This is a genomic window from Herbaspirillum sp. RV1423 (assembly GCF_000577615.1).
Classification (GTDB): domain Bacteria; phylum Pseudomonadota; class Gammaproteobacteria; order Burkholderiales; family Burkholderiaceae_D; genus Herbaspirillum.
The window spans coordinates 55599-73547 of sequence record NZ_CBXX010000016.1 but is presented as its reverse complement, the minus strand read 5'-3'; the positions used below and the strand labels follow the sequence as shown (position 1 = coordinate 73547).

The 17949-nt window shown below is 59.6% G+C and carries 22 protein-coding genes; 10 read left to right on the top strand and 12 right to left on the bottom strand.

Annotation, left to right across the window (positions count from 1 at the left end):
- Positions 1–78: 78 nt before the first annotated feature.
- The 3 genes from RV1423_RS15965 to ugpQ all read right to left on the bottom strand — a co-directional run bounded on the left by RV1423_RS15965 (position 79) and on the right by ugpQ (position 1759).
- The gene (locus tag RV1423_RS15965; protein ID WP_034298392.1) at positions 79–288 is read right to left on the bottom strand and encodes a hypothetical protein; all 210 of its coding nucleotides are present in this window, start codon (positions 286–288) and stop codon (positions 79–81) included.
- Between the two features lie 169 nt (positions 289–457).
- Positions 458–931: a hypothetical protein gene (locus tag RV1423_RS15960; RefSeq protein ID WP_034298391.1), complete on the bottom strand. Its 474-nt coding sequence runs from the start codon at positions 929–931 to the stop codon at positions 458–460.
- A gap of 66 nt (positions 932–997) precedes the next feature.
- Positions 998–1759 carry a glycerophosphodiester phosphodiesterase gene (ugpQ, locus tag RV1423_RS15955; protein ID WP_034298389.1) on the bottom strand — a complete coding sequence of 254 codons (762 nt, stop codon included), beginning with the start codon at positions 1757–1759 and terminating at the stop codon, positions 998–1000.
- 211 nt (positions 1760–1970) lie between these two features.
- On the opposite strand from ugpQ, the gene RV1423_RS15950 reads away from it, so the two are divergent.
- Complete coding sequence (locus tag RV1423_RS15950; protein WP_034298386.1) at positions 1971–3053, top strand: sensor histidine kinase; 1083 nt, start codon at positions 1971–1973, stop codon at positions 3051–3053.
- Positions 3050–3850 (top strand): LytTR family DNA-binding domain-containing protein, encoded by an 801-nt coding sequence (locus RV1423_RS15945; RefSeq protein WP_034298385.1) that lies wholly within the window; start codon positions 3050–3052, stop codon positions 3848–3850. Before RV1423_RS15950 ends, RV1423_RS15945 begins: the two co-directional genes overlap by 4 nt.
- A 36-nt stretch (positions 3851–3886) precedes the next feature.
- On the opposite strand, the gene RV1423_RS15940 is transcribed toward RV1423_RS15945, so the two are convergent.
- Positions 3887–4351 (bottom strand): DUF2269 family protein, encoded by a 465-nt coding sequence (locus tag RV1423_RS15940; RefSeq protein ID WP_034298384.1) that lies wholly within the window; start codon positions 4349–4351, stop codon positions 3887–3889.
- Between the two features lie 133 nt (positions 4352–4484).
- Entirely contained in the window at positions 4485–4622 is a 138-nt protein-coding gene (locus RV1423_RS30385; RefSeq protein WP_197034947.1) for a hypothetical protein, read from the bottom strand.
- A gap of 205 nt (positions 4623–4827) precedes the next feature.
- Between RV1423_RS30385 and RV1423_RS15930 the strand changes: the two genes are divergently transcribed.
- Genes RV1423_RS15930 through RV1423_RS15920 form a run of 3 tightly spaced genes read left to right on the top strand, consistent with a single transcriptional unit; the run spans position 4828 to position 7496 of the window.
- A complete protein-coding gene (locus RV1423_RS15930) occupies positions 4828–6582 on the top strand; it encodes a glutamine--tRNA ligase/YqeY domain fusion protein (protein ID WP_034298382.1) in 1755 nt (584 codons plus the stop codon).
- A 54-nt stretch (positions 6583–6636) separates the two neighbouring features.
- On the top strand, positions 6637–6939 hold the full coding sequence (locus tag RV1423_RS15925; protein WP_051516711.1) for a hypothetical protein: 303 nt from the start codon (positions 6637–6639) through the stop codon (positions 6937–6939).
- 47 nt (positions 6940–6986) lie between these two features.
- Positions 6987–7496, top strand: a complete 510-nt coding sequence (locus RV1423_RS15920) for a DUF1993 family protein (protein WP_034298381.1) — start codon at positions 6987–6989, stop codon at positions 7494–7496.
- A gap of 86 nt (positions 7497–7582) precedes the next feature.
- On the opposite strand, the gene RV1423_RS15915 is transcribed toward RV1423_RS15920, so the two are convergent.
- The 4 genes from RV1423_RS15915 to RV1423_RS15895 all read right to left on the bottom strand — a co-directional run bounded on the left by RV1423_RS15915 (position 7583) and on the right by RV1423_RS15895 (position 11461).
- Positions 7583–8596, bottom strand: a complete 1014-nt coding sequence (locus RV1423_RS15915) for a transporter (protein WP_034298380.1) — start codon at positions 8594–8596, stop codon at positions 7583–7585.
- Positions 8597–8712: 116 nt separating this feature from the next.
- Positions 8713–8949 carry an EexN family lipoprotein gene (locus RV1423_RS15910; RefSeq protein ID WP_034298379.1) on the bottom strand — a complete coding sequence of 79 codons (237 nt, stop codon included), beginning with the start codon at positions 8947–8949 and terminating at the stop codon, positions 8713–8715.
- Positions 8950–9355: 406 nt separating this feature from the next.
- A complete protein-coding gene (locus RV1423_RS15900; RefSeq protein WP_034298377.1) occupies positions 9356–10651 on the bottom strand; it encodes a solute carrier family 23 protein in 1296 nt (431 codons plus the stop codon).
- A gap of 291 nt (positions 10652–10942) precedes the next feature.
- Positions 10943–11461 (bottom strand): hypothetical protein, encoded by a 519-nt coding sequence (locus tag RV1423_RS15895; RefSeq protein WP_034298376.1) that lies wholly within the window; start codon positions 11459–11461, stop codon positions 10943–10945.
- Positions 11462–11660: 199 nt separating this feature from the next.
- On the opposite strand from RV1423_RS15895, the gene RV1423_RS15890 reads away from it, so the two are divergent.
- The 4 genes from RV1423_RS15890 to sbcB all read left to right on the top strand — a co-directional run bounded on the left by RV1423_RS15890 (position 11661) and on the right by sbcB (position 15049).
- Complete coding sequence (locus RV1423_RS15890; protein WP_034298375.1) at positions 11661–11966, top strand: antibiotic biosynthesis monooxygenase; 306 nt, start codon at positions 11661–11663, stop codon at positions 11964–11966.
- Positions 11967–12162: 196 nt separating this feature from the next.
- Positions 12163–12708 (top strand): DUF3828 domain-containing protein, encoded by a 546-nt coding sequence (locus RV1423_RS15885; protein WP_034298374.1) that lies wholly within the window; start codon positions 12163–12165, stop codon positions 12706–12708.
- 225 nt (positions 12709–12933) lie between these two features.
- Entirely contained in the window at positions 12934–13497 is a 564-nt protein-coding gene (locus RV1423_RS15880) for a hypothetical protein (protein WP_034298373.1), read from the top strand.
- A gap of 115 nt (positions 13498–13612) precedes the next feature.
- Positions 13613–15049 (top strand): exodeoxyribonuclease I, encoded by a 1437-nt coding sequence (sbcB, locus tag RV1423_RS15875; protein ID WP_034298372.1) that lies wholly within the window; start codon positions 13613–13615, stop codon positions 15047–15049.
- 58 nt (positions 15050–15107) lie between these two features.
- Here sbcB and RV1423_RS15870 read toward each other — a convergent pair whose 3' ends face one another.
- From RV1423_RS15870 to RV1423_RS15860, 3 genes are all read right to left on the bottom strand, one after another.
- Positions 15108–15419, bottom strand: a complete 312-nt coding sequence (locus RV1423_RS15870) for a DUF3861 domain-containing protein (RefSeq protein WP_034298371.1) — start codon at positions 15417–15419, stop codon at positions 15108–15110.
- A 29-nt stretch (positions 15420–15448) separates the two neighbouring features.
- A complete protein-coding gene (locus tag RV1423_RS15865; RefSeq protein WP_034298370.1) occupies positions 15449–16021 on the bottom strand; it encodes a PadR family transcriptional regulator in 573 nt (190 codons plus the stop codon).
- 113 nt (positions 16022–16134) lie between these two features.
- Positions 16135–17658: a sensor domain-containing diguanylate cyclase gene (locus RV1423_RS15860; RefSeq protein ID WP_051516709.1), complete on the bottom strand. Its 1524-nt coding sequence runs from the start codon at positions 17656–17658 to the stop codon at positions 16135–16137.
- Between RV1423_RS15860 and RV1423_RS29870 the strand changes: the two genes are divergently transcribed.
- Positions 17648–17923, top strand: a complete 276-nt coding sequence (locus RV1423_RS29870; protein WP_155835126.1) for a hypothetical protein — start codon at positions 17648–17650, stop codon at positions 17921–17923. The two genes, RV1423_RS15860 and RV1423_RS29870, sit on opposite strands and share 11 nt — an antisense overlap.
- The last annotated feature ends 26 nt before the right edge of the window (positions 17924–17949 follow it).

The following is a 17949-nucleotide window of genomic DNA, read 5'->3' as shown; positions in this document are numbered from 1 at the left end:
AATCTGAATCAGACCGGTCTCGAATCCCTTCGACCTATCTCCATCACGGCTTGCGCGGCCAAAATCTCCTCCGGTAAATCAGGCGCCCTGATACAGCTTGCTGTTGCTCTTCTTGGCGTGTTTCTTGTGCTTCTTGTGCTTTTTATGTTTCTTGTGATGCTTGGCGTGTGTGGCCTTGGCTGCCGGAGCTTCTGCTGCCGGAGCGGCAGGAGCGGGTGTGTTCTGGGCCAGGACAGGCATGGCAAAAGCGGCGACGAGTACGGCTGCCAATAATTTGTTCAGTTTCATCTTTTCCTCTTAAGTTTGGTTCTTTACAAGCTCGCTGACGATGAGTTGTCACGCCCCTGGTCATTTCGGAGAATCCGCTCTGACATGCGACTTGTCCGTGTTTTAACGCCGGGATTTCGATTTGCGTTGACACAGTTTAATCGCCGGGAGCGAGAAATTCATTCAGGAATTACCTGATGTATTTCACCGCAGTTTTGCGTATCGGCGACGGCTTTCCGGTGGCAGATTTATCGCTTCGGGCCGCTTGCCCGTGCGCTGCGGCGGCGTGATGCGTACCGGCCTTGCGGGCCGCCTTGGGCTTGTTCTTGCCTTTGTTCTTGTCTTTGTTCTTATCGTGCGGACCGGTCAGGTGCCTGACGGGCGCCTTGTTTTTCTTTTGCACCGGAGCCTTGCCTGCCTTTGCCGGCCTGGCGCCATGCGCCGGCTGAACCGTGGTTTTGGCTTTCACCGCAGCAGGGTCGCTCCGCCCCTGCAAGATCTGCGCTTCGCGCACGGTCAGCTTGCCGGCCTTGAGATCGCGCACGATGGCGTCGTCGGTGTATTTGTGCTGCGTATTTCCCTGTTGCGCGATGGCGTTGGAGGTGACGGCGATAGCGATGGCGGCCGCGGCCAGCAGCATGCGGCGCATGCCCTTGGTTTTCATGATTCCTTGCTTTCCTGTTGACTGTTATTGTGTGGAGACTTCAATGCCGATGCGATGATTCTTTACCTATGCCTGTCCGATCAGGTCGACGCGGTCGGTGCAAAAGCCGTCGACGCCCCAGGCCAGAATCTCTTGCGCGCGGGTCGGTTCGTTGACGGTGTAGCAGAATAAACCATATCCGGCTCGTTTGACCGCCTGCGCCAGTTCCGGCGTCAGATTCTTGTGATTGGTGTGCAACGCCACCGCGCCGAGCGCCTGCAGCCGCGCCTCCCAGTCGGCGGTAATCATGTCCATCAGGAAGCCGCGCGGAATGCCCGGCGCAGCGCGTTTTGCCGCCATCAGCGCATCGAAGGAAAACGACGAAAACAGTGGCAGGCTGCGGTCGTTCCGTCCCGGTACATGCGCCGCGATTTCAGCAGCGAAGAAAGCCCCGACCGCCTGGCCAGCCACTTCGCCGGTGCGTACCGCATAGGCATCGCCGGCCGGCTTGATCTCGATGTTCATCCAGATGCCGTTGGCGCGGCAGAATTCCAGCGCCTGCGCCAGCGTGCAGACCGGTTCGCCCGCATATTGCGGGCTATGCCAGCCGCCGGCATCGAGCTTCTGCAAGTCGGCCAGCGTGTGTTCGGCGATCTTCCCTTCGCCCGGCAGCGTACGTCCGAACGAGGCATCGTGCATCAGGATGGGTTGCTCGTCCTTAGTCAGCATCACGTCGAATTCCACCGCCCGGAAGCCGTGCTCCATGCCGCAGCGGAATGCCGCCAGCGTGTTTTCCGGCGCCAGTGTACCGCCGCCGCGATGCGCCGCCACTTTCGGATAAGGCCACATGTTTTTTCTCCCTGCATGAATTTGGTGCCGACATTCTAAGCTGGCCGGGTGTGGGATGACAGCGTTTCAGCGCCATGATCCGACGTTTCATCGCAATATGCTTTGCGGCCGCGACGCGCCGGGTCACGATGCGGCCATACCCCGGCCGAACGCTATCCGGTTCGGGAATCGGGTTACTATTCCACGGCTTACATGTATTTTTCGCACGTTCATGACCACCAACGCTTCACGCTTACGCCTCATCGCCCTGGACCTGCCCCGCAGCCTGGTGCCCACGCTGATCATCAACCTGCTGTGCGCAGTGGTGGTGACTTACCTCATGCGCATAGGTTCCGACTTCACCGAAAACCTGGTGTTCGCCATGTGCATCGGCACCACCGCGATGCTGCTGATCAACGGCGGCCGCATTATCGTGTGGGGCAAGGACGAACCGAGGAAGGGCGGCTTCCTGCTGATGCTGGCGCTGCTGGCGCCGCTGTCGTTTTTCATCGGCAACCTGATCGCCACCTATCTGCTGGGCCGCCCGGCGGAAGTCTTGACGCTGAGCCAGACCAACAACATCATCGGCGTCATCGTCCTGACCTTGCTGGCCTGCGTCGGCGGCACCCTGTTCTACTGGAACCGGGAAAAAATGGCGGCGCTCGAAGCGCGCAACGTCGTCATCGAAAAACAGGCCGTGCAGGCGCAATTGCAAATGCTGCAAGCGCAGATCGAACCGCACATGCTCTTCAACACGCTGGCCACGCTGCAAACCCTGATCTCCAGCGAGCCATTGCGCGCCCAGCAGATGCTCGACCAGTTGATCCATTATCTGCGCGCCACGCTGTCGACCTCGCGCAGCGACCAGACCACGCTGGAACAGGAGTTCGAGCTGACCAAGGCCTATCTCGGCCTGATGTCGCTGCGCATGGGCCTGCGCCTGACCTATAGCCTGCAACTGCCGGACGAATTGCGGCGCATCCGGATCGCGCCGATGCTGCTGCAGCCGCTGGTCGAAAACGCCATCCGCCACGGCCTCGAGCCCAAGGTCGAAGGCGGCGACTGCACCGTGCGCGTAATCCTGCATCAGGGCCTGCTGGTGATCAGCGTGTTCGACACCGGCATGGGCCTGAACACATCGGCCAGCTACAATCGCCCCGACAGCAGCCATCTCGGCCTGGAAAACATCCGCGCGCGACTCGATGCGCTGTATGGACCGCTGGCGGAACTGACGCTGACCCACAACATTCCCGAGGGCACCGTCGCACAGATCACGATTCCGATGGATGCGCTCGACACCCATCTCTACAAATGACCACCCCGCCCGCCGCCCGCGCCCTGATCGCCGAAGACGAAGCCTTGCTTGCTGGGGCGCTGTCCGGCAATCTGCGACGCCTGTGGCCCGGCCTGGAAATCGCCGGCATCGCCGCCAACGGCATGGCAGCGGTCGAGCAGGCGCTGGCGCTGCAGCCGGATATCCTCTTCCTGGACATCAAGATGCCCGGTCAGAGCGGCCTGGAGGCGGCGCGCGAGCTGGCGGACGACTGGCCGGAAAACCAGCCCTTCCCATTACTGGTCTTTGTCACCGCCTACGACGACTACGCCATCCAGGCCTTCGAACACGCCGCCATCGACTATGTGCTCAAGCCCGCCAACGACGAACGCCTGATGGTGACCATCGGTCGCCTGCAAGCCAGGCTGGTCAAGAGCGCCGACAGCAACCGGGAACTGGAACAGGCACTGGCGCAACTGCGCGGCCTGGCGCCGCCGGCCGCACCGGCCCGGGAACCCTTGCGCATGATCCGCGCCGCCGTCGGCAACCAGATCAGGCTGATTCCCGTTGAGGATGTGATTTATTTCGAAGCCACCGACAAATACGTCAACGTCGTCACCGCGGACGGCGAATCGCTGATCCGCACCAGCCTCAAGGAACTGATCCCGCAGCTCGATCCCGGACGCTTCTGGCAAATCCACCGAGGCACCGTCGTGCAGATCGGCCAAGTCCAGGCGGCGCAACGCGACGAGGCCGGGAAACTGTCGCTGAAACTGCGCACGCGGCCGGAGATGCTTGCCGTCAGTCGCCTGTTCGCGCACTTGTTCCGGCAAATGTAGAACGCATCTCGCACCTATTGATGAAATAAGCTCCAATTACAGCGACGGCTTGGCCGTCATCAGCCAGACGATTGCCAGCGGCAGCAGCGTCGCCGCAGAACCCGCAGCGCCCCACAGCAGCGACAGGCGCCAGTAGCGCGACGGGATCTCCGAATCGCGCTGCAACGGTGCCAGCAGACGCGCCTGCGCCACTTGCACCGGGAGCAAGATGCCCACCCACAGCACCCCGGTCGCCGCAAACAGACCATAAGCCCAGTGCAGCCAGGACAATTGCAACATGCCGGTTTGCGCCGCCATGGCCTGACCGGCGATGGCCAGCAGCACGATGCCGCCGAAAGTGAAGAACACATCCGCCCAGTTGGTGACGCGCATGGCAAAACGGATCACCGCCAGGTCGCGGGTGCGATCGGCCATGACTTTCCAGAATGCAGTGACGATGATATTGCCGAGAAACAGAACGACGCCCAGTACATGCAGGGTCTTGAGCAAGCCGACAGACATGAAATCCCTCCGAAGCGTGAAAACAGGATTCCAGTCTCCACCGGCGCAGCGACACGATCAAGGATAATGCGACGGAATGCCGCATGGACCGGTCGAAATGCGTTACGGCAGGATGGCGGCAGGGATAGCCACCCTATCGATAGTAAGGACCGCCGTAATAAGGTCCATGCCTGTAATAGCCGTGCGGCGGACCGGCCGGCACCACGACGCAGGCCGACAAAGCGGTAGCGACCAGCACGCCTGCGGCGACGAGTTTAAGCAGCTTTTTCATGATGTCCTCCCTGGACTTGACGATGGAACACAGCTTGCCAGCAAAGAAAACCGGCAGGTAATGCGCGGCCGTATCAGGTGTAATCAATTATTTCCGGGGATCGGCATGCAAACGGCGTTGCCGGGCGCCTGGAAACCCCGTCAAAACCGGCGTGCTGCGGTAAAATGCCGGTCTATACCTAGATAAGCCTTCCCACAAAACATCCATGAGCAACGAACTGAAAAACGGTCATCCTCCAGCACCCTCCACCAATTTCCTGCGCGGCATCATTGAAGCCGACCTCGTTTCCGGCGCCTATGCGGAACGCAGCGACAGCCAGGGCCAACCCCTGCCGCAGGTGGTGACCCGCTTTCCGCCCGAGCCCAACGGCTACCTGCACATCGGCCACGCCAAGTCGATCTGCCTCAATTTCGGCCTGGCGCGCGACTACAACGGCCGCTGCCACCTGCGCTTCGACGACACCAATCCGGAGAAGGAAGACCAGGAATACGTCGACACCATCATCGACTCGGTCAAATGGCTGGGCTTCGACTGGAACCATGACGGCAAGCAGCACCTGTACTACGCCAGCAATTATTTCGACGTCATGTACGCCGGCGCGCAGGCGCTGATCCGCAAGGGCCTGGCCTACGTCGATGAACAGAACGCCGACCAGATGCGCGAAACCCGCGGCACGCTGACCGAACCCGGCACCGATTCGCCGTGGCGCAACCGCCCGGTGGAAGAATCGCTGCGCCTGTTCGAGGAAATGCGCGACGGCAAACATGCCGACGGTAGCCTGATCCTGCGCGCCAAAATCGACATGGCCAGCCCCAATATGAACCTGCGCGATCCGGCCATCTATCGCATCCGCCACGCCACCCACCACAACACCGGCGACAAGTGGTGCGTCTATCCGATGTACAGCTACGCGCACCCGATCGAAGACGCGCTGGAAAGCATCAGCCACTCGATCTGCACACTGGAATTCGAAGATCAGCGCCCGTTCTACGACTGGGTGCTGGAACGCCTGGCCGAAGAAGGCTTCTTCAAAAAACCGTTGCCGCATCAATACGAATTCGCGCGCCTCAACCTGACCTACATCATCACCAGCAAGCGCAAGCTCAAGCAACTGGTCGATGAAAACATCGTCGACGGCTGGGACGATCCGCGCATGCCGACCATCGTCGGCCTCCGCCGCCGCGGCTACACGCCCGAAGCGATCCGCCTGATGTGCGACCGCACCGGCGCCTCCAAGAACAATAGCTGGATCGACTACAGCATCCTCGAAGGCGCGCTGCGCGACGACCTCGACCCGAAAGCGCCGCGCGCGGTCGCCGTGCTGCGCCCGCTCAAGCTGATCATCGACAATTTCCCGGAAGGCCAGAGCGTCGAATGCAGCGCACCGGTTTACCCGCCTGCGCATCCGCTGCACGACAGCGAGCATCGCCGTTTCCCGATCACCAGGAATCTGTGGATCGAGCAGGAAGATTTCATGGAAACGCCGACCAAGGGCTACTTCCGCCTCTTCCCCGGCAACAAGGTGCGCCTGCGCTACGGCTATGTGGTGGAATGCACCGGCTGCGACAAGGATGAAAACGGCAACGTCATCGCCGTCCATTGCAATTATTTTGAAGACAGCAAGAGCGGCACGCCGGGCAGCGCCAACTACAAGGTCAAGGGCAACCTGCACTGGGTCAGCGCCGATCATGCGCTGGAAGCCGAAGTGCGCCTATACGACCGCCTCTTCACCGACCCGCATCCGGACGCCGGCGGCAAGGATTTCAAGCTGGCCCTGAATCCGCACTCGAAGGAAGTCATCACCGCCTACCTGGAACCGACGCTCAGGACCGCCGAACCCGGCGCGATCTACCAGTTCGAGCGCCACGGCTATTTCGTCGCCGACCGGGTCGATTCCACGGCAGGCAAACCGGTATTCAATCGCGCCGTGACCCTGAAAGACAGTTGGGTCGCAAAATAATTATTTCGATCAACTTATGCGCCGGCCCACCGCCGGCATTTTTCATGCGAGTCAATGATGTTTGAAACACTGAAAATCAAGCGCTTCTCGTTCGGCACGGTCTACAAGATACTGGCCATCGCCTCCGGCTTTTCGATGGTGCCGCTGTCTGTACTGATGGGCTTGTTCGCCTTCTTCGGGGCCGAGACCATCGTCTGGAACGGCCAGCACCTGACCGGCCTGATGGGCCTGATCGCCTCGCCCTTCGTCGGCATCATGCTGGCGCTGATTTTCACCGGCTTCCTCGGCACGCTGTTCGCCTGCGGATTGTGGCTGTACTCCAAATTCCGTCCGCTGGAAATCGAATACCAACAATAACCAGGCGCGCGCCAACGCGTGCCAACCACTCCCACCAAAGGAAACACATGACCATCTCTTTTTACGCCGCTTCGGTGCCTGTCTTCAAACAGGCGCTCAACAGCCTCAAGGACATCCTCAAAAAAGCCGAAGCGCATGCAACCGCCAAGAACATCGATGCCGATGCTTTCCTCAAAGCGCGCCTGTTTCCCGACATGCTCAACCTGACCCGCCAGGTGCAGATCGCCGCCGATTTCGCCAAGGGTGTGCCGGCGCGTCTGGCCAACGTCGACGTTCCTCCTTACGAAGACAACGAAGCCGGCTTCGCCGATCTGCAGGCGCGCCTGGACAAAACGCTGGCATTCATCGACGGCCTCAAGCCGGAACAGTTCGAAGGCGCCGAGAACCGCGAAATCGTGCTGCGTCCCGGCACGCCGAAAGAGAAGCGCTTCACAGGCGAGGCCTATCTGCTGCACTACGGCCTGCAGCACTTTTTCTTCCATGTGACCACCGCTTACGACATCTTCCGCCACAATGGCGTAGAGATCGGCAAGAGCGATTACATCGGCACATATTGATCTTGCGTCCCTGACCGCCAATGAAAAACGCCCGGTAAATGCCGGGCGTTTTTTCCGCGCTCTTTATTGCGCGGGAACATGCGGCATCACCATATCTTCAACCATTTCAGCAAGCCCACGGTAGCGACGCCGAGTCCGCCCATCACCCACATCACCATCATGAACGAGGCCTCGTCGTGCAGACCCGGCAAGCCGGCCACATTCATGCCGAAAATACCCGACACCAGCGTCGCCGGCATCAGCAAAGCAGTGAGAATGGACAAGGCCATCAGGTTGCGGTTCATCTGCTCGGACATCTGCGACGCAATTTCTTCCTGCAGCAGCTTGGCGCGTTCGTACAGCGCCTCCAGGGTCAGGTGCAATTCGTTCAATTCATCCAGCGCGTGATCCAGATCTTCCAGCGCGGCCGTCGGCACCCATGCCGGACGCAGGCGGTTAAGCTGGCTCAACAGCCGACGCTCAGGCGTGATGTGGCGGCGCAGTTCGGCCAGTTGGCGGCGGATCGCGCTGAGTTCGCTGCGGTCTTCCGGACGGCGATCCGACAGCACCGACTCTTCGATGTCGTCGACCTTGTCGTTGAGTTGCGCCACGCGCGCATCAAAACCATCGGCCAGGCAGCGTAGCAATTCGGCAAACAGATCCATCGTATTGTCGAACGAAGCGCCGTCGAGCACCTTCTGGCGCAGCATGTTGGTCGAACATAGCGGCTGGGTGCGCAGCGTCAGCAGGCGGTTGCTGTCGAGGAAAAAATGCAGCGCGCCCTTTTCGGTGCCGGTGTCGCCGATCTCCATCTTGATGTCGGCCAGCGTGCCGTAGAAGCCGTTGGCGGTGGTATGCAGGCAGGGATGCGTATCGCTGCTGAGCAGGAATTCGCTGATGTGTTCGGGAATATCGTCACTGGTTTCCATCCAGTGGCGCACCTTGACGTCTGCCGTCTTGACGTGCAGCCAGGTGAACGACGGAAAAGGAATCTTGTTGGCAAGGACTTCATGCCACTTCAGTTGGGTGGCGTGGCCATCGTCGAAACGGAACGCGCAAATGAACCCCGCAGGCTCGTACAGCAGATGCAAGGCCTGAGGCGTGTCCGGGGGATTATGCATGGCGCAGCGCAGTCAACATGGAAATGCTGGATTTTACCGGCCGACTTTGACAATTTTGTGACAAACCCGGCGGGCGGTACGTCATCCCTGCCCCTGTTGCCCCGGCCGGACGGCGATCAATAAGCGTAATTGCGGTTGGAGTAGGCGTCGCGCGCGGCGTCGCATTGCGCGATTTGCGCCTTGGACATGCCCGAGGTGCCGTTCAACTGACATTGGTCGGCAACCGATTTCGCTTCATCCAGATGTTGGCGGAAATAGGCATAATCCTTCTTTCCTGCCATCGCGTCGCAACCCGCCAGCAATGGCGCCGCGATGCACAACAGCGCCAGGGAGTGTTTCAGGGATATCTTCATACGGCATTTTCCTGTTGTTTGAGTAATAAGCCGCGGTCGGCAGACTGGCAACTCTCCATGTGCATCACAGTCCCCTTCCCGAGTCTGTTGCCGATGCCGAGCAATTGCCACGCACGAGTATAGTAAGTTCGCAAAAATTGCTCAATGGAAATTTGACAAATCCGGAAGAATATATCGGTTAAATTTTGCATAAAAAACGCGGCTACCCGGGCCTGATGCCGTTCAGTCAAGTTTAAAAGCTTGTCAGTCCATCACAACTGTCGTCCTGACGAAAGTCAGGACCCAGCGTCGTATCGGACGTCTTCACGACACTGGGGCCCAGCGCACGCCGGGACGACCGTTGGGAAAACAGGCTTAACCGAAAGACATCAGGCCCGGGTGGCCGCGTTTTTATTTCGACAGGATTTCATCCGCGCTTTTTCAGCAGGGCATACAAAATGATCGCGCCGAAAGTGGCGGTGCCGATGCCGCCCAGCGCAAAACCGCCCAGTCTCAGCGTGAAGTCGCCGGCGCCCAGCACCAGCGTCGCAGCCGCCACAATCAGGTTGGTGTTGTCGGAGAAGTCGACCTTGTTCTCGACCCAGATGCGCGCGCCCGAAACGGTGATCAGGCCGAACACTACAATCGACACGCCGCCCAGCACCGCGCCGGGGATCGTCAGGATGACCGCGCCGAACTTCGGAGAAAATCCCAGCACGATCGCGATCACCGCCGCCACCACGAACACCAGCGTCGAATAGATCTTGGTGACTGCCATGACGCCGATGTTTTCCGCATAGGTCGTCACGCCGGTGCCGCCCATGCTGCCCGACAGGATCGTCGCCAGGCCGTCGCCGATGAAGGCGCGGCCCATGTACTTGTCGAGATTCTGGCCGGTCATGGCGCTGACCGCCTTGATGTGTCCGAGATTCTCCGCCACCAGGATGACGGCGATCGGCGCCAGCAAGGCCATCGCATCCATCCTGAATACCGGCGACGCGAAAGTCGGGATGCCGAACCATGCCGCATTGGCAACGCCGCTGAAATCGATCGGCTTGCCGAGGCCGGCGCCGTTGGTCAGGATGGCGTAAATCACATACGCCAGCAGCAAGCCGATCAGAATCAGCAGGCGCTGCAGCATGCCGCGCGTGAACACCGCCACCAATCCCACGCACAGCACCGTGCCGAGCGCCATCCAGGCATCGAAGTTGTTGCCCGTCACGCCTTTGACCGCGATCGGCGCCAGGTTCAGGCCGATCACCGCAACCACCGCGCCGGTGACCACCGGCGGCATCAGGCTCTCGATCCAGCGCGTGCCGATGGCGCTGACCAGGAAACCGATCAATGTATACACCACGCCGCAGGCAACGATGCCGCCCAGCGCCACGCCGAGGTTGGCGTTCGGGCCATGTCCGGCATAGCCCGTGACGGCGATGACCAGGCCGATGAAAGCGAAGCTGGAACCGAGATAGCTCGGCACCCGTCCACCGACCAGAACGAAAAACAGCAAGGTGCCGACGCCCGACATCAGGATCGCAAGATTGGGATCGAAGCCCATCAGCAACGGCGCCAGCACGGTCGAACCGAACATCGCCACCACGTGCTGCACGCCCATGGCGACCGTCTGCGGCATCGGCAGCCGTTCATCGGTTGCAATAACCTGCCCTTGTCCATCCGACGTGCTGCTGCGCACGCGCCATTGTGGGAAATAGGAGCCCGCCATGAATTTCCTTCCGAGTGTTATATGGCGCATCAACCGGAATCCGTGATGCGCCTTGTTATTGAATGACCGGGAGCTAGTGTATTGAGGCGACGTGCAAATGACAATTGCCCGCAGGCCGGAAATCGCCGAAAAAGATAAAAAATTTACGCGCTCCTGAATGCCTGCTTTGTCGCGGTGCAGATTTCCCGCAACTAACGCCCGGCCGCCCCAATTTGGCCTCGTTTTCAGTCCGTCTCGTGCATAAAAAAACGCACCGGCCGGCGGTGCGTTTATTGACGGCGGACCGACTTGTCACGGGAATACCGGGATATGCGGTTCAACGCCGCCGAACATGGCTTCGGGATGGCGGCTGGCAACCAGATCCTCGATCTCTTCAATCCGCTTGAACGGCACGTCAACCAACAGCAACACCTTGCCGCGTGCAATGTCTTCATGAAAATTTTTCAGCCGCGAATTGGGAATCGCCGCAGCCGCCATCCCCGACATCCAGCTACCCAGCACCGCGCCAACGACCGTTGTGACCAGCACGGTCAACATGTTGAGCTGGACCCAGTCGGGCGGAAACACCATCAGCCAGATGCCTCCCAGCAGCCCGATCAGCCCGCCGGCCAGCAATCCCATTTCGGCGCCGTGCGTAAGATCGGTCTTGTGGAAAAAATTCGCGTCCGGCATGTCGTCTGGCAACTCGCCGTCGCGCGCCCAGAAATGCATGCGCCGAATCTCGATGCGCGCCAGCAATAATTCATCGAGCATGCTGCGCGCACTGGGAATATCCGGCAGCATGAAGTAAAGCCTTTGCCTGCCTAACATGATCGTCTCCTCGTCAAGAACAAAACCGCCGCCGCTGACGGCGGTTGCCGGCTTAGTTAACCTCAGCATAGCCGCCCGCGAGGCAAAGTACAGCTTTTGCTTGAGGTCTTTTCATGCGGTCGATTGAGCAGGGTCACGCGATGCCGCCGGGAAAATGTGATAATCAAGCCCCGCTTCCCCTTATCAAACGGAGACAACAATGATTCTGGAACTTGCCGACATCCGCATCCAACCGGGCAAACAGGCTGAATTCGACGAAGCCATCCAGCGCGGCATCGCGCAAACCATTTCCAAGGCCAAAGGCTATCTCGGCCACAAGGTGCAAAAAGGCATCGAAGCGCCAGAGCGCTATCTGCTGATGGTGCACTGGGCCACGCTAGAGAACCATACCGTCGACTTCCGCGAATCGCCAGCCTTTACCGAATGGCGCGGCATCGTCGGCCCCTTCTTCGCCGGCGCGCCGCACGTCGAACATTTCGCGTTGCTGACCGAATCGGCAAAGTGATGTCGACATCGTCTTGTCATCATCCGGTCATTGCAGCAAGCGATTCTGCTGCAATGACGATGCCGCAATGCAACTTGCATGATAAGGAAACACGTGGCGCACCCGCCAACCGAAGCCCGACAGCGCCGCTTTTATCGCAACGCCGGGTCAGATTCGCAATGAAATACGCAACATCGATTTACCCGGACCGGACCGAATGAAAATTTTTACCCGCCTCGCCGCGCTCTCCACGGTCGCCTTCGCGGCTGCCTGCGGCGAACCGCCGGACGACACGCGTTCGCAGGAGCAAGTGATTTCCGGTTTTTACCAGCAACACCTGAAGACGCATAGCCCCGGCATCCCCGGCGCCGATGAACTCAAGCAATTGCAGCCGTTTGTTTCGCAGGCACTGTTCAAGCTGCTGAGCCAGGCATCGGAAACCGAGGCCAAATACCATGCCGCCGCCACCGAGCCGGTACCGCCGCTGATCGACGGCGACCTGTTCACGTCGCTGTTCGAGGGCGCGACATCGTTCAAGCTGGACAGTTGCGAGAGCGAAGACAACCGTGCCTCCTGCCACGTCAGGTTCACCCATGCCGGCGGCAATGGCGGCGACGACGAAAAGTGGAAGGACAAACTGTTGCTGGTCAAGGAAAACAACCAGTGGCGCATCGACGACATCGAATTCCTCGGCAGCGGCCAGTCCTCGCAACGGGAATATCTGAGTGATACGCTGAGCAGCATCGTCAACGAGTACAACTGAACCCCGCCTCAGGCATTTCTGCAGCGCACACTGAAGAAATGCCATCCTTCTTCCGATAACTTCCATGCAAGGCGACGTACCGTTCTTGCGGTACGGCGGCAGGTGCGCACTCGCGCAAACGGTACGGTTTGATTTATCATGCGCATACGTTTCCCGGCAGCAAATGCACGGAAAAATAACGAAATGACAATACAGCGATAAAATAAACGCCGGGGAGAAAAAGTCGTGAAGCAATTCGGCAAAATAATGATTCTTGCTGTCGCCCTCGTGGCGGCCGCGTGCAGCGCCAGCCGCGAGCAGGAAGCCAAGGATCTGGTCAACAGTTTCTATCAGACCCATCAGTCGAGTCACCCCAGCGGCGCGCTGTCGCTCAAAGAACTGATCACGTTCCGCCATTTCTTCTCAGTGCGGCTGTTCGACCTGCTCAAGGACGTCTCGGTCGCAGAAGAGGCCCACTTGGCCCAGACCGATAGCCAGACGCCGCCGCTGGTCGACGGCGATCTGTTCACCACCCATCCCAAAGGCGCCTCGACTTATCGCTTGCTGGGCTGTGAAGTCAGTGACAGCAACGGCGTCTGTTCGGTCGAACTGATTTATAGCGACGCCAAGCTGCAATCGCCTGTCAAGACCGTCGACCGCATCGCGCTGACCCGCGACGCGCGCGGCTGGGTGATCGACAATATCGAGTACGGCGGCAACAACGGCAACAGCACCGGCATGCACCAGGGCGATCTGCAAAAGAACCTGCACCTCATCCTCGACAAGAACGAACAACGCCTGGTCCAATAGCGCAATAGTCCGATAGACGGACAGGGCAGATCCAGCCCATCGGTTAAAATCGCGAAAGCATGGCCGCCCCCGGCCGGCACCTCCTTGCAGCAACCACCGAACCGTCACTATCCCGATGTCCACTCACACTTTCCTCTGGCACGACTACGAAACCTTCGGCGCCCAGGCGCGCCGCGACCGCCCTGCCCAGTTCGCGGCTATCCGCACCGACGCCGATCTCAACGAAATCGGCGATCCGATCATGGTCTACTGCAAGCCGGCGCCCGACTTCGTGCCCGATCCGCAATCCTGCCTGATCACCGGCATCACGCCGCAGGTCTGCCTCGAGCGCGGCATCCCCGAATACCAGTTCGCCGCGCAGATAGAGCAAGCCATGTCAGAACCGGGCACCATCGGCGTCGGCTACAACACCATCCGTTTCGATGACGAGATCACGCGCTTCATGTTCTGGCGCAACCTGATCGATCCGTATGCGCGCGAATGGCAAAACAATTGCGGGCGTTGGGACTTGCTCGACGTCGTGCGCACTACCTACGCGCTGCGTCCCGGCGGCATCGAATGGCCTAAAAAGGAAGATGGCGTCACGCCGAGTTTCAAGCTCGAACACCTGAGCAAAGCCAACGGCCTGCTGCACGAAGCCGCCCACGACGCCCTGTCCGACGTGCGCGCGACCATCGCCTTCGCCCGCCTGATCAAGGAAAAGCAGCCGCGCCTGTTCGACTTCTGCCTGGCGCTCCACAAAAAAGACCGCGTCGCCGCCGAAATCGGTTTGCCCGTGGCGAAACCCTTCCTGCATGTGTCGGGCATGTTCCCCGCCGCGCAAGGCTGCCTGGCGGTGATGTGGCCGCTGGGCACGCATCCGACCAACAAGAATGAAGTGATAGCCTGGGACCTGAGCCGCGATCCTCGCGAACTCGCGGGACTGGACGTCGACGCGATCCGCACGCGCATGTTCAGCAAAACTGAAGACCTGCCCGAAGGCGTGTCGCGCCTGCCGGTCAAAATCATCCACCTGAACAAATCGCCGATGGTGATCGCCAGCCTGAAAACCTTGGCCGCCGAGCGCGCTGCCGAACTCGGCCTCGATATCGACGCCGCTTTGCAAAACGCGGCCGCCGCCGCCGCGCTGCCGGAAATGGGCGCGATCTGGGCCAAGGTATTCCAGCGTCCCAAGGAAGCGACGCCGGATGTGGATGAAGATTTGTACGGCGGCTTCGTCGGCAACAACGACCGCCGCCAATTGACGCAATTGCGCGCGTTGACGCCGCAACAACTGGCCGCAGCGCGCATCAGTTTCGACGATGCGCGGCTGGAAGAATTGCTGTTCCGCTACCGCGCGCGCAATTTTCCGGAGACCCTCTCGCCGGAAGAAGCGCAGCGTTGGGAAGAACATCGCGCCGCCCGCCTGTTCGACGGCGAAGGCGGAGCGCGTACGCTGGACGGATTGTTCGAGCAGATCGACCAGTTGTCGGAAAACGTCGACGAACGCGGCGAGGAAATTCTCGGGGCCTTATACGACTACGCCGAAACGATCGCTCCAGAACGACGCTGAGAAAGAGTCGATAAAAGCACCGATAATCTGCCTCACTGAGCCACTTTACTGCGTCGCCTTACTGCTGCAACGCCCCTTGCGCCATCGGCAGCGACTTCAGCTTGCCGATGAAATCGCGCATCGGCTGGTTGATCTCTTCGAACAGAGGATGCTTGCGGTTCTTCAGCATGACTTCCGTGAACAGCTTCAGACCCAGCGCCAGTGCCGCGCTGGTATCGGCGTCGAACTGCTGCTTGCTGCGGATTTTTTCGACGATGCCGAAGATGTCGTCGTGGTTGCCGGTATCGAATCGCAGCGGCGCGTGCTGCTCCTGCCCTTCCGACGCCGTCGCCAGATGTTCCACGATGATGCGATAGCGATGTTCTCTCATTGCTGATCCTTTTGCTGATGCTGCCTGCATCAAGTGCGCTCGATGGCGACGGCGGCGCGGTCGATGATGTCGATGATCGCGTGCAATTGCTCGCGGTCAAGTTCGCCCTTGCCCAACCGGGTGTGCAAGGCCATCTTGAAATTCTGGACTGCCCGGCGCAGTTCCGGCTTTTCGGTTCCGCTGGAACGCTGATGGATTTCCAGGCGCTTCAGGATGATGTCGAGCGCTTCCTTGTTTTCATCGAGGAAAGCGACGCCTGCTTCGGTAACGCAATACAGCTTCTTGCCGCCGCTTTCCGCTTCCACTGCAGCGTAACCCAACTCTTCCAGCAAGGTCAGCGTCGGATAAATGACGCCCGGACTCGGGCTGTAATCGCCCCCTACCAGTTGCTCGATGGCCTTGATGACTTCATAGCCGTGGCGCGGCTTGCCCCGCAGCAGATGCAGGATCACCAGGCGCAGGCTGCCTTGCTCGAACATGCGCGGACCGCGTCCGCCTTCCCTGCCGCGACCGCGCTCTTCAAACAGGCCGCCGCCATGATGCGGGCGCTCGTGACGATGATGCGTGGGGCCATGATGACCACCGATAAAACGTCCAAACATGATTATCCTTTCTTAGTTAATATGCTTACTAAGATATATCTTAGAAATTACTAAGTCAAGACGTTTTATCTTCCTTCCAATTCAGAGCGACCTTACCCTGATGGCGACTCAAATCACTCGTCGTAATGGCGAGCACAATTTCTGCCGGCGGCTTTTGCCTGATACAGGGCCTTGTCGGCCTTGCCGATAAGCAGTTCCGCGCTGTCCCCTTCGCCAACCACGGCGATATCCGCGACGCCTGCACTGATCGTGACGATGCCATTCGGATTGCCCGTATGCGGCAGGCGCAGGTCGCACACGGCGGCCAGCACTTCTTCGGCAATCCTGACCGCATCCGCCCGATCGCATTCAGGCAACATGACGACCAGTTCTTCCCCGCCGTAGCGCGCAGCCAGATCGCCAGGGCGTTTCTGCGCGCGTTTGATGACGGCGGACAGTTGGCGCAGGCATTCATCGCCGGCAAGATGGCCGTAGGTATCGTTGTAGCGCTTGAAAAAGTCCACGTCGAACATGATCAGTGCCAACGACCTCCGATCACGCGCACACCGGCGCAAGGCCCGGTTCATCTCTTCATCGAAACAGCGGCGGTTGGCCAGGCCGGTGAGGCCGTCCTGCATGGCCAGGTTTTGCAGCGCCTGGTTCAGGTATTCGACATGCTCGCGCGTCCGGTTCGCTTCGTTTTCCGCATCGAGCCGCCACTGTATCTGCCTCACCAAGCGAACGCCCAGCCAACCGAGTATCGCCAGCAGAATGACCAGACCGGTCAGGTGCAACACAACATCCGACCTCCAGTTCGCAAGCACTTCCTTTTTCGACAGCGCGGCGGAGACGAACAGCGGATAGCGCTCCAGATGGCGATAGCTGTTGATTCTGTCGACGCCGTCCTGCGACGAGCGAATATACGCCGTGCCGCTCGACCGGACGGCGGCGTAGTCGCGGAATATCGCCGCGTCCACGAGGCTTTTACCGATGGAGTCGCTCAACAGGGGATGCCGCACCAGCAGCGTACCGCTGTTGCTGGCAAGAATCACGGCGCCCGCCTTGCCGAGATCGAAGCTCTCGTAAAACTTGCTGAAATAGGCAATCCGGATGGCCGCCATGACGACGCCGTCGAAGCTGCCATCGTCGGCGTTGACGCGCCGCGAAATCGTAACGATCCATTCGCCGTTGGCGCGACTCCTGACCGGCATACTGATATGCGGCGCCAAATCGTCATGATCGCGGTGATAAATGAAATATTCGCGGTCGCGGCTGGTTGCAACCGCGACGTTTTGACGGGTGGAGTTGATCAGCCAGTTACCTTCCCTGTCGATGACGAACAGAGCTTGCAACTGCGGCAGCTCGGCGACCTGGCTCGACAACAGCTTTTCCAGCTTCAGCAATGCTTTGGGATTGCGGCCGTCATGTCCCAGCCGATCCGCCAGAAAGATCAGTGTCGTGTCGGCTTCCTTGAAAGTGTCCTCGGCATGCCGGGCCAGCGCCAGCGCGATATTGTGGATTGTGCTTTGCGCCTCCTTCAATTGCTCCTCGCGCGCTTGCCAATCATTCCATGCGGCAAGAACGACAAAAAGCACACAGGCGAAAACCACGACGGCTTTGGCGAGCACGAGGACGGAAGTTTGTTTTTTGAATGACATTTTCAAGGCAAGAGAAAGTAAAAAATCTGGCAGTTTCATCGTACTGAAAACGGCCATCCGGCAACCTGATCCAAATCAGCTATTAACATACCCCGCATCTTTTGTTGGATTTTTACAAAACGCCAACTTGATCCAGAACAAGATTACGTACGCTTTCATTCGCGGCGCGCTGCGCCGCGGCCGGCTTCGCAGCGCGGCGTTGCTTTGCTTGACATACATCAAGCCGCTGTCTTTTTCGCAGTGCTATGTTGATGACTGGCGCTGATCGGCAGTTGCGCATCGGTCTTCCAT

Excerpts from the sequence above, each read along its gene's own strand:
- RV1423_RS15870 (WP_034298371.1), bottom strand. The coding sequence starts at position 15,419 with ATGAGAGAACATCGCTATCGCATCATCGTGGAACATCTGGCGACGGCG.
- RV1423_RS15865 (WP_034298370.1), bottom strand. The coding sequence starts at position 16,021 with ATGTTTGGACGTTTTATCGGTGGTCATCATGGCCCCACGCATCATCGT.
- RV1423_RS15885 (WP_034298374.1), top strand. The coding sequence starts at position 12,163 with ATGAAAATTTTTACCCGCCTCGCCGCGCTCTCCACGGTCGCCTTCGCG.
- RV1423_RS15940 (WP_034298384.1), bottom strand. The coding sequence starts at position 4,351 with ATGTCTGTCGGCTTGCTCAAGACCCTGCATGTACTGGGCGTCGTTCTG.
- RV1423_RS15890 (WP_034298375.1), top strand. The coding sequence starts at position 11,661 with ATGATTCTGGAACTTGCCGACATCCGCATCCAACCGGGCAAACAGGCT.
- RV1423_RS15960 (WP_034298391.1), bottom strand. The coding sequence starts at position 931 with ATGAAAACCAAGGGCATGCGCCGCATGCTGCTGGCCGCGGCCGCCATC.
- RV1423_RS15925 (WP_051516711.1), top strand. The coding sequence starts at position 6,637 with ATGATGTTTGAAACACTGAAAATCAAGCGCTTCTCGTTCGGCACGGTC.
- RV1423_RS15915 (WP_034298380.1), bottom strand. The coding sequence starts at position 8,596 with ATGCATAATCCCCCGGACACGCCTCAGGCCTTGCATCTGCTGTACGAG.
- RV1423_RS15910 (WP_034298379.1), bottom strand. The coding sequence starts at position 8,949 with ATGAAGATATCCCTGAAACACTCCCTGGCGCTGTTGTGCATCGCGGCG.
- sbcB (WP_034298372.1), top strand. The coding sequence starts at position 13,613 with ATGTCCACTCACACTTTCCTCTGGCACGACTACGAAACCTTCGGCGCC.
- RV1423_RS15920 (WP_034298381.1), top strand. The coding sequence starts at position 6,987 with ATGACCATCTCTTTTTACGCCGCTTCGGTGCCTGTCTTCAAACAGGCG.
- RV1423_RS15930 (WP_034298382.1), top strand. The coding sequence starts at position 4,828 with ATGAGCAACGAACTGAAAAACGGTCATCCTCCAGCACCCTCCACCAAT.
- ugpQ (WP_034298389.1), bottom strand. The coding sequence starts at position 1,759 with ATGTGGCCTTATCCGAAAGTGGCGGCGCATCGCGGCGGCGGTACACTG.
- RV1423_RS15965 (WP_034298392.1), bottom strand. The coding sequence starts at position 288 with ATGAAACTGAACAAATTATTGGCAGCCGTACTCGTCGCCGCTTTTGCC.
- RV1423_RS15860 (WP_051516709.1), bottom strand. The coding sequence starts at position 17,658 with ATGTCATTCAAAAAACAAACTTCCGTCCTCGTGCTCGCCAAAGCCGTC.
- RV1423_RS15950 (WP_034298386.1), top strand. The coding sequence starts at position 1,971 with ATGACCACCAACGCTTCACGCTTACGCCTCATCGCCCTGGACCTGCCC.
- RV1423_RS30385 (WP_197034947.1), bottom strand. The coding sequence starts at position 4,622 with ATGAAAAAGCTGCTTAAACTCGTCGCCGCAGGCGTGCTGGTCGCTACC.
- RV1423_RS15895 (WP_034298376.1), bottom strand. The coding sequence starts at position 11,461 with ATGTTAGGCAGGCAAAGGCTTTACTTCATGCTGCCGGATATTCCCAGT.
- RV1423_RS15900 (WP_034298377.1), bottom strand. The coding sequence starts at position 10,651 with ATGGCGGGCTCCTATTTCCCACAATGGCGCGTGCGCAGCAGCACGTCG.
- RV1423_RS15945 (WP_034298385.1), top strand. The coding sequence starts at position 3,050 with ATGACCACCCCGCCCGCCGCCCGCGCCCTGATCGCCGAAGACGAAGCC.